At 46.4% G+C, this 13,061-nt stretch carries 10 protein-coding genes; 5 read left to right on the top strand and 5 right to left on the bottom strand.

All coding sequences use genetic code 11. From position 1 onward, the window contains the following. Positions 1–3: 3 nt before the first annotated feature. The 5 genes from DP120_RS07400 to DP120_RS07380 are packed head-to-tail and all read left to right on the top strand — an operon-like array spanning position 4 to position 7,598. Positions 4–1,422, top strand: coding sequence for a putative sodium/potassium/calcium exchanger (locus DP120_RS07400; RefSeq protein WP_112222999.1), 1,419 nt, complete (start codon positions 4–6; stop codon positions 1,420–1,422). An 18-nt stretch (positions 1,423–1,440) separates the two neighbouring features. Beyond that, positions 1,441–2,433 carry an AAA family ATPase gene (locus DP120_RS07395; protein ID WP_112222998.1) on the top strand — a complete coding sequence of 331 codons (993 nt, stop codon included), beginning with the start codon at positions 1,441–1,443 and terminating at the stop codon, positions 2,431–2,433. Beyond that, complete coding sequence (locus DP120_RS07390) at positions 2,430–3,290, top strand: DUF58 domain-containing protein (protein WP_112222997.1); 861 nt, start codon at positions 2,430–2,432, stop codon at positions 3,288–3,290. Before DP120_RS07395 ends, DP120_RS07390 begins: the two co-directional genes overlap by 4 nt. An 11-nt stretch (positions 3,291–3,301) precedes the next feature. Then, positions 3,302–5,035, top strand: coding sequence for a vWA domain-containing protein (locus DP120_RS07385; RefSeq protein ID WP_112222996.1), 1,734 nt, complete (start codon positions 3,302–3,304; stop codon positions 5,033–5,035). Beyond that, positions 5,016–7,598 carry a VWA domain-containing protein gene (locus DP120_RS07380; RefSeq protein WP_112222995.1) on the top strand — a complete coding sequence of 861 codons (2,583 nt, stop codon included), beginning with the start codon at positions 5,016–5,018 and terminating at the stop codon, positions 7,596–7,598. Before DP120_RS07385 ends, DP120_RS07380 begins: the two co-directional genes overlap by 20 nt. A gap of 58 nt (positions 7,599–7,656) precedes the next feature. On the opposite strand, the gene DP120_RS07375 is transcribed toward DP120_RS07380, so the two are convergent. The 5 genes from DP120_RS07375 to DP120_RS07355 form a co-directional block, all read right to left on the bottom strand. After that, positions 7,657–8,868 (bottom strand): MFS transporter, encoded by a 1,212-nt coding sequence (locus DP120_RS07375; RefSeq protein ID WP_112222994.1) that lies wholly within the window; start codon positions 8,866–8,868, stop codon positions 7,657–7,659. A 403-nt stretch (positions 8,869–9,271) separates the two neighbouring features. Continuing rightward, positions 9,272–10,348 (bottom strand): ABC transporter substrate-binding protein, encoded by a 1,077-nt coding sequence (locus tag DP120_RS07370; protein WP_112222993.1) that lies wholly within the window; start codon positions 10,346–10,348, stop codon positions 9,272–9,274. Positions 10,349–10,350: 2 nt separating this feature from the next. Beyond that, positions 10,351–11,157 (bottom strand): ABC transporter permease, encoded by an 807-nt coding sequence (locus tag DP120_RS07365; protein WP_112222992.1) that lies wholly within the window; start codon positions 11,155–11,157, stop codon positions 10,351–10,353. Next, positions 11,141–11,959 (bottom strand): ABC transporter permease, encoded by an 819-nt coding sequence (locus tag DP120_RS07360; protein ID WP_112223276.1) that lies wholly within the window; start codon positions 11,957–11,959, stop codon positions 11,141–11,143. The genes DP120_RS07365 and DP120_RS07360 overlap by 17 nt, the downstream gene beginning before the upstream one ends. After that, entirely contained in the window at positions 11,949–13,055 is a 1,107-nt protein-coding gene (locus DP120_RS07355) for an ABC transporter ATP-binding protein (RefSeq protein ID WP_112222991.1), read from the bottom strand. The genes DP120_RS07360 and DP120_RS07355 overlap by 11 nt, the downstream gene beginning before the upstream one ends. Positions 13,056–13,061: the final 6 nt, after the last annotated feature.

Raw genomic sequence — 13,061 nt, 5'->3', positions numbered from 1 at the left:
GTTATGGACAGCCAAAAGATCAAATTGTTTATCAAAAAGGCTAATCGGCGCCTGAAGCTCCAATATATAGTAAGAATTCTTCAAATCGCTTTGTGTTTGGGTCTGGCTGCGGCATTGTTGATTATGATAATTGCCCGGCTGTCCGTAATTCCTTATTATGAATTTTATTCATATATAGCAGCTGCTCTTACCATACTTATCATGGTGCTGCTGACTATTCCGAAAATACCACGCCGTCAGCAGGCAATCAGTGAGTTGGACCAATTTACTCCGCATAACCAATTGCTTACTTTGAGCCAAATACCGGTTGGCAACCGGTTGGCGGATGATTTGGCAAACCGGACCGAAAAGGATATCCATCTCAGTTATCAATTATTCAAAAAAGAGAAAAATGAATGGTTTTCACCAAAATGGCTCCTTACAGCTGTTGGCCTAATGATTTTACTCGCACTTTCAGGATTATTTCCAGCTTCAGCCCAGCTCGAAGCGAAAGATCATGAGCAGGAGCAGGAGTTAGTGGAAGAGATGATTGAAAAGGTGGAAAAGCAAAAAGAACTGGCAGATTTACCTGACGTAAAAAAAGAACTCGAAAGCCTTGAGGAAAAGTTAAATGACAGCGAAACACCTGAACAGGCTCTGCGCGAATTGGTGAAAAAGCAGAAAGAACTGGCTTTGAAACAGCGGGAGAAAGAACGGGAAGGCACTGAGCAGGCAAGCGAAGAAGCGGAAGACCTGGGAGAAGCATCTCAACATTTGGCCCAGCAAGCAGGGGATACGCAAACTGCTCTCAGTGAAATGGGAAAACCGGTGTCGTTTGATCTGCAGCAGTCAATTGCGGCGAATGACCGTTCAGAACCGGAAGAAAGCGCTGGATCAGAAGATGGCACGAGTGGTGAATCCGGAAGCGAAGGTTCAGCGTCCAATGACAAAACGGATGGCGAACAAGCTGGCGGAGACAACGGTGAAAATACGGGAGCTTCAAGTGAAGGAGAAACTGCGGGGCAAGCTGGGAGCGGGAATGGAACCGAGGGCGATGGAGCGGCACAAGAAAGTGAAGGTTCAGAAGAATCTGCAGCAGGCGGTGACGAAGGTACTGGCGGAGGACAGAGCGGCGGTGAAGGCACCGGCGCGACTCCCAGCCAAGGAGCGGGTACAGGCCAAGGCAGCAGGGAAATGCTGAGTATACCTTCAAGAATCGGCGGCAGCGGTGAAACAACCGTCGATGACGGGGAATTATCAGAAGGAGAAGCTGGGTCCTTTGAAGAAGGAGCTGTTGACGCAGAGCGCGGGACCATCCGCCCTTATCGTGAAGTGGTGGGGTCTTACAGCGATTCCTATTTTTCCAGTGCCAATCGCATGAAATTGCCGCCGGACCTACAAAATATAGTGGAACAATATTTTTCATCAATTGACAGCAAATAATTGAAAGCAGGGATAATGATGACAGTGACAGCGGAACAATTTACGGAAATGAGCTTGAAACTTCAGCAGGTCAGAAATGAAATCGGCCGCTTTATTGTGGGCCAGGAAGAAGCTGTCGAGTTTTCGCTTTATTCCATCCTTTCCGATGGCCACGCATTGCTTGAAGGCTTGCCTGGCCTCGGCAAAACGATGCTGATCCGCACAATAGCGGAAGTGCTGGATCTGTCGTTTTCAAGAATCCAATTCACTCCTGATTTGATGCCATCTGATATTACCGGTACCAGTTTAATTGAAAGAGACGCTGCTGGTAAACAACAATTCACTTTTCGCGAAGGACCGATTTTCAGCCAGATGGTGCTGGCTGACGAAATAAACCGGGCTACACCGAAAACGCAAAGTGCCTTATTGGAAGCGATGGGGGAAAAAACCGTCACCGTCCTTGGCGACACCAAAAACATGGCACGGCCGTTTTTCGTTCTGGCAACCCAGAATCCCATTGAGATGGAAGGAACTTATCCGCTGCCCGAAGCCCAGATGGACCGTTTTTTATGCAAAATAAAAATTCCGTCCCCTTCCCGTGAAGAACTGGCTGAAATTGTGCGGCGGACAACGGGCACCGAGGAAATATTGTTAGTGAAACAAATGGGCACAAGCGATCTGCTGGCAGCTCAGCAGCTTGCCAAAGAAGTGCTGATAGCTGATGATATTCTGCTGGTTGCTGTCGATATTATCCAAAGCACTGATCCTTTGCAGACAGAAATAGAAGACATTATCCGATTTGTGCAATATGGCAGCGGACCACGCGGCCTGCAAAGTTTAATCAGGACTGCAAAAGCGCGTGCATTGACTGAAGGGCGGTATCACGTTTCAATCGGTGATTTGAAATATGTCGCAAAACCGGTGTTGCGTCATCGGCTGCTGCTGAATTATGAAGGAGAGGCCGACGGGGCGGATATCGATTTATTGATCGACCAGGTGCTGGAAGCTGCCGGACGAGGGAGAAGCAGATGAATTTCCTTCAATTGCCTGAACACTGGGTTTCCGGCCTTGGACGTTACTCGATTGGCACCAAATCGAAAATAAGAGGGCATCACAAAGGATCAAGCCGCTCACGGCGTTTTGGTTCGTCAATGGATTTTTCCGATTTCCGGGAATACCATCCAGGCGATGACGTCCGCCATATTGATTGGAATGTCTTTGCCAGAACGGAAAGAGTTTATATCAAAAGGTTTCTGGACGAACAGGAAATGCGTGTCCACATCATGGTCGATGGTTCAAAGTCGATGAAAGGCAAATGGCTATTTACAAAACAGCTGGCTTTTTCACTGGGATCCATTGTGTTATTGAATGATGATAAATTGACTCTTTCGATTGGACAAGGCACAAATCCGCCGCTGAAAAGAAAAGGAAAGTCGGCCCAGAAATTATTCAACCACTTCATCATGTCCCTTCCGGTAGCTGATGAAAAAAGATTTGCGGAAGTTGCGGACTTTCAGCCGGCGCAAGGATCAACTGTGTTGTTCGTCTTGTCGGATGCTTTGGAAACACTGGATGAGTGGCAGCGGTTTTTCAGCAGAGCAGTTAAATATTCAAAAGATGTCCGTTTTATGCATGTATCCGATCAACAGGAACGACAGCCATTGTTCGCGGGAGATCTGCGTTTGATCGATGATGAAAGTTCAGATGCCTTCAATGTTACGATGTCTTCGCAAACTGCTGAGAATTATAACCGGAAGCGGCTTGAACACATTGATGGCCTGCAGGCTTTATGCCGCAGATACGGCGTCCAGTATATGCCGGTCCATGTGGAAGATGGTATCCAGCATGTATTTCTACATCAATTGCTTAAACAAAAATGGATCAGGTGAGGTGAAAGGGAATGGGGATATCAAACTGGGGGCTGATCTGGACAATTGTTATGCCCATTGCTCTCATCATTTATTATCTGTACCGCAAAAAGTATAAGGACCAGCAAGTTTCTTCTATACTTTATTGGCAGCAAGTGATGAAAAAGATGCAGGCATCGCCCTACCTGAAAAAATTGCAGCATCATGCATTATTCTATCTGCAGCTGGCAGCCCTTTTACTGCTTGTGCTGGCACTTCTTAATCCGTATTTAAAATCAGACAGTCTCGATGGAGGGGAATTCATCTTCATCATCGATACCTCTGCTTCAATGCTGGCAGGTTCTCCAAGCCAGCTGGAACAGCAAAAAGAGCGGATGAAAGAGTTGGCCGCCCAAGCGGAAGGAAAACCGGTGACAATCATTAATGCCGGCAGTACGCCTGAAATTCTTGTCAGGAAAGAAGAGTCGGGGCGTAAGTTGCAGCAGGAAATTGATGAGATTGCTGTAAGTTATGAATCGTCCCAACTGGAAAAAACGATTCTCTTCGCTGAAACCTTGACTGACAATGACTCTACCGTTATTCATATTTTCACGGATTCTCTTGACCGCACCATTCTGGCCAATAAAACCGGGACAGCATATGAAATCCATGCGAATACAGAAAAGCCGGCCAATGTTTCGATTCGCCAATTCGGTGTGGCAGAAGGGAATGGGGAAGACCGTGCAATCGTAAAGGTTGTCAATGACAGTGAAGAGGCTATGGCAGGAACCCTTGAACTAACTGATGGAGATTATGAAGCACGCGCAGAAATTGAGCTGGCATCCGGAGAGGAGAAGCTGGTGCCTTTTGAAAATTTGCCGAACGCTGAATTATGGCAGGCAAATCTGAACGTTAATGATGATTACATATTGGATAATCGGGCATTCGCCTATATCAATCGCCCCGCTGGCACCGTCATTATTGATAATACATTGCACGGCTTGGTGTCAAGAGGCGTGGAATCACTTGGAATCCGGGTGAATGCCGCATCACCGGACCAGCTCGGAAATTTTGCAGGGTTACCGCTTATCACCAACCAAAGCAGTCTGCTTGGCGGAGAGGCGCCAATCCTTTTGATTGGCCGGAATGATGAATCTTCTTTTGAAGCAACAGGACAAATCGACACTGCTGATCACCCCTTGTTTGCTTTTGCTCCTATGGAGGATGTTTATATCGCTGAAATCTATCCCGGTTTTGAAGGTTATGAAACACTTGCGGCTATCGGCGGCGAACCGCTCATTCAACTATCGCCTGAAGGGGATATTATTGTACTGGCCGATATACAGGCCACCGACTGGCCATTGAATCCGTCCTTTCCTTTATTTCTGTGGAGCGCTATCAATGAATTATCGGGAAGCGAAAATTACCTTGGAACTTTTTCGCCGAATGAACAGCGGGCCGTCACTTTGACCTCTGCTGCTGGTGAATGGGAAATCTTCAAGGAAGAAGAATATCAGTTTTCATATATTGAAGGACAAAGCAGTTTTCGGGCGCCCGCAGAACCGGGGATCTACCGTGCGGTGAGTGATGGTGAAACGAAAAATTTCATAGTTCAATTGAACACTGAAGAAAAGATATTAACTGCTGGACAAAGTTTCACAGCAGGAAACGCGGCAGAAACAGAAGCCACAACACAGCGTTCTGTCATCCCACTGCTTCTGCTGTTGATTTTACTGCTTCTGCTGGCTGAATGGGAGGTGTACCGGCGTGGAACTTCGTATCGATGAACCCCTATGGCTGTTGCTGGTCATTCCTGCAGCAATCTATTTGTTCATGACAGGGTGGAAACAATATAACAAAGCTTCATCCCTTTTTCGCACTTCGTTCGTGCTCAGACTGCTGAGTATCTTCTTTTTAATCGTCGCCCTTGCTTCGCCGGCCATTCATCAGCCGATTGAAGAAGAACAAATCGTCTTCCTATGGGACCGTTCGGCGTCGATGGCACAAGCGGGAAATGGCATAGCGGAACAGCTGAATCAGGTATTGGCTGAAAAAGAAAATCATCAAAGGGTGGGGGTATATACATTTGCAGAGGATTTTCAGTCCCTGCTGCCCTTGTCATCCGACACGGCGGAATTGCCAGGCGACAGGCCCGCTAATGAGGAAGATCATACCGACATAGCACAGGCGCTTGAATTGGCAGCCAACAGCGGTGAACAGGAAATTGCTACACGAGTTATTCTGCTGAGCGACGGTAACGAAACCACAGCCTCCGCCTTGGAAAGTCTCGACCGTATCGATGTTGAAAGAGTGACAATCGATGTTTTTCCGATTGAGGCTCCTTCCGGAAATGAAGCTGCATTAACAGAATTTCAAACACCGGCACAGGCATTTTCTGGGGAAGAGCTGAATTTTTCGATGATCATCGAAGCAGACCAGCAAAGTGAAGGAGAGCTTATCCTGTCTGCCAACGACGCTGAAATTGAACGGATTCCAGTGAATTTGGAAGAAGGCAGGAACATCCTGTCCTACAGCTATGAAGCACAAAGTGAAGGATTGCTGAAATTTGAAGCTTCCATTGAGATAGAAGGGGACGAATTTCTGCAGAACAATCAATTGACGAGTCTGACCGAAGTCGAAGGGCCCCCGGAGTTATTGATTGTCAGCAACGAAGGCGCAAGTCCGATTACGGGTTTATTGGATAATGAAAATCTGAACCTGGAGGAAATTTCACCCTCTGGTCTGCCGCAAAATTTATCTTCAATTCTGGCTTATGATGGTATCATTTTCGATAATGTCCCGGGCACCCAAGTCGGTGAACAAACAATGGCTGTCATCGAACAGGCAGTCAAAGAATTCGGAATGGGTTTTATGATGGTCGGGGGAGACCAAAGTTTCGGGCTTGGCGGCTATTTTAAAACGCCGATAGAAAATCTGTTGCCGGTGGAAATGGAAGTCAAAGGCAAACATGAGCTGCCTTCTCTGGGGCTCGTGATTGTGATGGACCGTTCGGGCAGTATGGCCGGGCAAAAGATGGAACTGGCCAAGGAAGCAGCTGCACGGTCAGTTGAACTGCTGAGGGAAGATGATGTTGTCGGCGTCATCGCCTTTGACGACAAGCCGTGGCAAATTGTGCCGACAGAGAAGCTGGAGGATCGACAGCAGGCAATCGACGACATTCTGACGGTGGCTCCTGGAGGCGGCACGGAAATCTATTCTTCATTGGCAGAAGCATATGGCCAATTAGAGGAACTGGATCTTCAGCGTAAACATATCATTCTGCTGACGGACGGCCAGTCGGCAACGCAAAATGATTATGCGAGCCTCATAGATGGAGGAGTGGAAAATAATATCACACTATCCACAGTTGCAGTCGGACAGGATGCTGACAGGGCGTTGCTCGAATCTCTTGCAGAGACCGGCAGCGGACGGTTTTACGACGTAACGGACGCTACGACGATTCCTGCCATACTGTCGCGTGAAACCATCATGATGTCGCGCACATATATTGTGGATGAACCTTTTTATCCGATTATTTACGACAGTGCATGGAGTCCGCTGTTCGAGGATGGAATTCCACAATTGAACAGCTATATAGCGACTACCGCAAAAGATACGGCAAGGATAGTGGCAGAAAGCGAACAGAAAGATCCGGTACTGGCAGAGTGGAATTACGGGCTGGGGAAAACGGTAGCTTTCACTTCAGGAAGCGGAGCGTGGAGCGGTGATTTCCAAAGCTGGAGCAATTGGCCGTCATTTTGGAACCGCAGCGTTTCTCAGATTCTGCCATCTTTCACAGAAGCACCTTTTTCAGTCAGCCGAAAGCAACAGGGGTTATATACAATCGAAGACCCGTCACAGTCCTCTGCAATTCTGAATGTCACGGTAATTGATGAAGCGGGAGAAGAGATCCCGGTCCAGACAGAGCCGGTCGCACCCGGAGTGATTGACGTCCACATGGAGGAAGAGCCCGGACTGGTATTTTTCAGTGTTTCGAACGAATCCGGTGCAGCCTACAGAACAGGACTTACGATTCCATATGGTGAGGAATACCGCAGTGAAGCTGCGGATATGGACCTTTTGACCGCAATTGCCGAAAGAAGCGGAGGCCAGGTACTGGACACCCTGGATGATGCTTTAAGGGATATACCCTATAGCAGCTCTTCCATGCAAAACATTACAATCCCACTTATACTGCTGGCAATGCTGCTGTTTTTTGCGGATATCACAATTCGCCGATTCGGATTGAGAATGCCTGCGATTCCGAAAAAAACTGCGGCACAACCGCAAACTGAAAAAAATGAAGGCATTGAACAATTATTGAAAGCGAAACAACGGAATAAAAAATAAAACCCTGTCCGCAATTTGTCGACAGGGTTTTATCTGTTTCATACTAGAAATTTGGATTTCAACCTTTTCCTGCTGGCGCAACTGAACGTGTTTCCTGCAGCAGCTGCTGCTTTCTGGAAGACCAGCTGGAAGCGATGAAGAAGCAGATCAGCAGGATGGCAGTTCCCACAATATAAGGGAATATCATATTGATGTCGAAAAGGATGCCGGCTAATGCAGGACCAATCATATTGCCAAGGCTCATATAAGCATTGTTCATACCAGCCGCATAACCCTGCTCATCACCAGCCAGTTTGGAAATAAGCGTATTGATCGCCGGACGGAGCAGAGACGCTGCGGTAAAGAATACGGCTGAAACAAGCAAAATGGTCCAGAAAGTATCGACGAACAGGATACCGATCATGGCTGCTGCCGATACGATAAGGTTCACCAGAATCACTTTCATTTCACCATAGCGCTTGAACAGGCGGTCAATGACGAAAGTCTGGATGATCACGCCAACAAAACCACCGACCGTGATGAGAATCGAAATTTCCTTTGGCGTAAAACCGTGCTCTTTATCGACATATAAAGCAATGGTCGACTGGAAATTCGATAAACCGAAAGCAAAGATGAACATGACGATCAACATGACGAAATAGGGCATATAGACAGAGCGTCTCATTTGCTGCCAGAGATTCTCTTTTTTATTCTCCATCTGTTGGATGGTTGGAGCGACATCCGGCAGAGCGATATAAGACATGATGGCGGCTAAAGTAGCAACCAGCGCCGCAATATAGAACGGGAATTCCAGGCTGACTTCTGCAAGGAATCCACCAAAACCGGGTCCGATCATGAATCCTAGTGACATGGAAGCACCAAGCAGTCCCATCCCTTTGCCCCGTTCTTCATACGTCGTAATATCGGCAACAAAAGCCATCATCGGCGGAATCAGGAATGCAGCCCCAAGGCCACTGAAGAATCTGGCCAGGTATAAAACCCAAAGCTCGGTAGCCAAACCGAAAACAAGCTGGGACATACCAAAAACAACGAGGCCAAAAATAATTAATTTTTTTCTTCCGTATTTATCGGATAATTGGCCGGAAAGCGGGGAGAATAGGAATTGGGCGAAAGCGAAAGTGGCGATCAACGTTCCAAGCACCTGTCCAGCAACTCCGAACGTATCCAGATAAGCGGGCATGATCGGAATGATGAGGCCAATGCCGCTCATGGCTATAAACATATTGAACATGAGGATATATAATGCGAATTTATTTGATCTAACTGCCATAGGGCGTCCTTCTTTCATCTATTACTTCGTGTGACTAAATTTCGCTGCATTAACTTTGTTACTATACCCCATTTCAATAAAAAATAACAGGCAATGATACCGGCAAAAAGTATTTTTGCCGGTATCATTTGCGACGAAGCTAGCGAAGCGATGCAGGAGCAAGGGGTTAGAAGGTATCTAAAGGGTAAAGAAAAATTTTGTCCCTTTACATGAGATTAAAAAAATGAGCAGGCAAAAAGTATTTTTGCCGGTATCATTTGCGACGAAGCTAGCGAAGCGATGCAGGGACAGAGACAGGAGCAAGGGGTTAGAAGGTATCTAAAGGGTAAAGAAATTTTATATCCCTTTACATGAGATTAAAAAAATGAGCCGGGCAAAATACTTTCGCCCGGCTCATTTCCTGTTATTTTTCCATATCCATTTTAAATTCCAAAAACAATTCATTATAAACGCCAAGCATTTCAAGACCTAGATTTTCGTAGACTTCCAGCCGCTCACGCATTTCTTCTGTTGGGTAGAAGCGTTCATCACCTGTAACTTCAGGATCCATTAATTCCAGAGCTGCCTGGTTCGGAGTGGAATAGCCTACGTAATCGGCGTTTTGTGCGGCCACTTCTGCATCCAGCATAAAGTTGATGAATTCATGTGCACCATCTACATTGTCGGCAGTTTTCGGAATGATCATATTATCAAACCATAAATTTGAACCTTCTTCGGGTACGGAGTAATCGATATTTTCATTGATCCACATCATATCTGCAGCTTGCCCGGACCAAGTGAGAGCAACAGCAGCTTCTTCGCGCCGCATCATCTCGACAATTTCATCTCCGATAATCGCTTTTACATTCGGGCCCAGCGTTTTCAGTTTATCAGTTGCTTCACGCAATTCACCCATATCAGTCGAGTTCAGTGAATAGCCGAGGCTGTTCAGTCCCATGCCGATTACTTCCCGGGCAGAATCCACCAGGATCACTTCCTGTTCAAGCGTTGGATCCCAGAGGTCATCCCAAGTCTCGAATGTCTGTCCTTCGAGCAGGGAAGGGTTGAAGGCGATACCTACTGTTCCCCAGAAGTAAGGGATGGAATATTCATTGCCTGGATCGAATGGCAGATCCAGAAAATAAGGATCGATATTTTCCAGATTGGTGATTTTATTCAGATCTATCGGGTGGAGCAGATCTGATTCTTTCATCTTTTCGATTGCGTATTCAGAAGGCATGGCAACGTCATAAGTGGTGCCGTCTTGTTCAATCTTGGTCATCATCGCTTCATTTGAATCGAATGTTTCGTAAATGACCGTGATGCCGGTTTCCTCTTCAAATTGGCTTACGAGTTCAGGGTCGATGTATTCTCCCCAGTTATAAACGTTAATGGTACCGCCGCCTCCAGCAGAAGAGGTATCTTCAAGCAATGAAACAACGTACATCAAAACACCTGAAATGACAATAATCGCCAGACTTGCGCGTATAAGATCTTTCATGGTCAGTTGCCCCCTCCTGGTGGTCGGATGGTCAGCCGGGTCCGATTATTAAAGAAGTAATAGCCGAGCACAAGTCCAAGGGTCACAAGGAAGATCAAAGCGGAAAGCGCATTGATGGTCAGTGTGATGCCGGCCCGGGCCATCGAATAAATTTCAACGGATAATGTGGCAAATCCGTTGCCGGTTACAAAGAAAGTGACGGCAAAGTCATCCAATGAATAGGTCAGCGCCAAAAAGAAACCTGCAAAAATGCCGGGTTTGATATACGGCAGAATAACGCGCGTCAAAATATCCCTTTTCGAAGCGCCGAGGTCAGTCGCGGCATCTATCAGCGAGTCGCTCATTTCCATCAGCTTCGGCAGCACCATAATTACGACAATCGGAATACTGAAGGCGATATGGGAAATCAATACAGATGCGAAACCGAGTTTGATGCCAATCATTGTGAACAGAATCAGGAACGAAGCACCAATGATGACGTCAGGACTGACGATCAGAATCGTATTTAATGATAAAACGGCATTGCGCATTTTGCGGTTGCGGATAAAGACAATGCCGATTGCGCCCAGGACGCCAATCGCAGTAGAAATCAGTGCAGAAAGCAATGCAATTATGACAGTGTTCAGCACGATGATGATAAGCCGTGTGTCATTGAATACGGCTGCATAATGTTCAAGCGTGAAACCTTCGAAACTCGACATCGTGCCGCCGCTGTTGAATGAATAGAAAATCAGATAGAATATCGGTGCGTAAAGGATGATAAAGACAACGGCCAAATAAATTCGTGCTGTCTTACTTAATTTTTCCATTGATGGTACCTCCTTTTTCACCGGTGACCATCATGACGATAATCATGAACAGAATCAGGAAAACAGCTATAGTCGAGCCCATGCCCCAGTTTTGGGTCACAAGGAATTGCTGTTCAATCGCTGTACCGAGTGTTATGACTTTATTGCCAGCGATAAGCCGCGTGATAACGAACAGCGACAGGGCAGGGATAAAGACAACCTGGATACCAGCCTTAACCCCATTGATGGCCAATGGAAAGATAACACGGGTGAAAGTCGTCCAGGACGAGGCACCAAGATCACGCGAAGCATCGATCAAGGCCGGATTGATGCGATCCAGTGAATTGAATATCGGCAGCACCATGAACGGTATGAAAATATAAACCGATACAAAGATGAAACTGAAATCTGTAAACAGTATCTGCAGCCGTTCAGAGCCGATTGCAGCCAATAGATTATTGGCAGGGCCGTATAAGCCAAAGATTCCGATGAAAGCATAAGCCTTCAATAGGAGGTTGATCCACGAAGGGATAATGATCATTAACAGCCATAATTGTTTATGTTTCGTCTTGGTCAACCAATAGGCAGTCGGGTATGCCACCAAAAGGGAGATTAAAGTAATCAGGAAAGCATACCAGAAAGAACTTAAAGTCAGCCGCAGGTATACGGATGAGAAGAAGTTCCGGTAATTATCGAGTGTCAGATTACCTGCTATATCGAAAAATGAAAAATAAAGGACCAGAGCGATAGGGGCTATGACAAACAGCACAATCCATAAGTAATATGGAATAAGGTAAAAAGGATTGGTCCGATTACTTTTCATAGCCTGCTGCTCCATAAGCTTCAAGTCTGGCATCAAAAGCCTCTTCAGATTCATTCAATCTCATGACATGGATGGCTTCCGGCTCAAAATCCAAACCGATTTTAGATCCAACATCCACTTTTTTTGTGGAGTGAACAAGCCATTCGTTGCCCACTTCATCAATTGTGGCGATTTCGTAATGGACGCCGCGGAATAATTGGCTGTTCACAGTCACAGTAATTTTTCCTCTATGAAGGCGTGTGATATGCAAATCTTCGGGACGAATGACAATTTCCACTTTTTCATTCTTATCAAAGCCCTGGTCGACGCATTCAAATTCCTGGTTGGCAAAACGCACACGGTAGTCATCGATCATAACGGCATCGACGATATTCGATTCCCCGATAAAATCTGCAACAAATCGGTTGATGGGTTCATCATAAATGTCCATGGGTGTACCACTCTGTTGGATTTCACCGGCATTCATGACAAAGATCTCATCAGACATGGCAAGTGCTTCTTCCTGGTCGTGGGTGACAAACACAAAAGTTTTACCAAGGCGCTGCTGAAGTTCACGAAGTTCGTATTGCATTTCTGTCCGCAATTTCAGGTCCAGGGCAGAAAGCGGCTCATCCAGCAGAATGACTTCCGGATCGTTGACGATTGCACGGGCGATGGCTACGCGCTGGCGTTGGCCGCCTGACATTTCATCGATGTTCCGTTTCTCGTAGCCGTGAAGATTAACGAATTCAAGTGCTTCATGGACCCGTTGATCGATTTCTGCTTTTTTCAGTTTTTTGACGCGGAGGCCGAATGCCACATTTTCAAAAACATTAAGATGCGGGAAAAGGGCATAATCCTGAAACACTGTATTTACCTGGCGTTCATTGGCAGGGAAGTCATTGACGATTTCGCCTTCAATATAGATATCGCCTTTTGTGGGCTTTATAAAACCGGCGATTAAGCGCAGGATGGTCGTCTTGCCGCATCCAGATGGACCGAGAAGTGTATAGAATTTGCCGCGCTGCAACTCAAAGCTGACATTATTCAATACATTTCCTGCACCTTCATATGTTTGTGTAACGTTATCGAATCGTATAATTGAACTTCCTGACATTTTACT

The organism is Planococcus halotolerans, assembly GCF_003289955.1.
GTDB classification, from domain to species: domain Bacteria; phylum Bacillota; class Bacilli; order Bacillales_A; family Planococcaceae; genus Planococcus; species Planococcus halotolerans.
Note: the sequence above shows the minus strand (reverse complement) of the source record. Positions and strands in the feature narration are given on the sequence as shown.

Bases quoted from the DNA above. Each gene is read 5' to 3' on its own strand.
- DP120_RS07400 (WP_112222999.1), top strand. From the start codon at position 4: ATGGACAGCCAAAAGATCAAATTGTTTATCAAAAAGGCTAATCGGCGC.
- DP120_RS07395 (WP_112222998.1), top strand. From the start codon at position 1,441: ATGACAGTGACAGCGGAACAATTTACGGAAATGAGCTTGAAACTTCAG.
- DP120_RS07390 (WP_112222997.1), top strand. From the start codon at position 2,430: ATGAATTTCCTTCAATTGCCTGAACACTGGGTTTCCGGCCTTGGACGT.
- DP120_RS07385 (WP_112222996.1), top strand. From the start codon at position 3,302: ATGGGGATATCAAACTGGGGGCTGATCTGGACAATTGTTATGCCCATT.
- DP120_RS07375 (WP_112222994.1), bottom strand. From the start codon at position 8,868: ATGGCAGTTAGATCAAATAAATTCGCATTATATATCCTCATGTTCAAT.
- DP120_RS07370 (WP_112222993.1), bottom strand. From the start codon at position 10,348: ATGAAAGATCTTATACGCGCAAGTCTGGCGATTATTGTCATTTCAGGT.
- DP120_RS07365 (WP_112222992.1), bottom strand. From the start codon at position 11,157: ATGGAAAAATTAAGTAAGACAGCACGAATTTATTTGGCCGTTGTCTTT.
- DP120_RS07360 (WP_112223276.1), bottom strand. From the start codon at position 11,959: ATGAAAAGTAATCGGACCAATCCTTTTTACCTTATTCCATATTACTTA.
- DP120_RS07355 (WP_112222991.1), bottom strand. From the start codon at position 13,055: ATGTCAGGAAGTTCAATTATACGATTCGATAACGTTACACAAACATAT.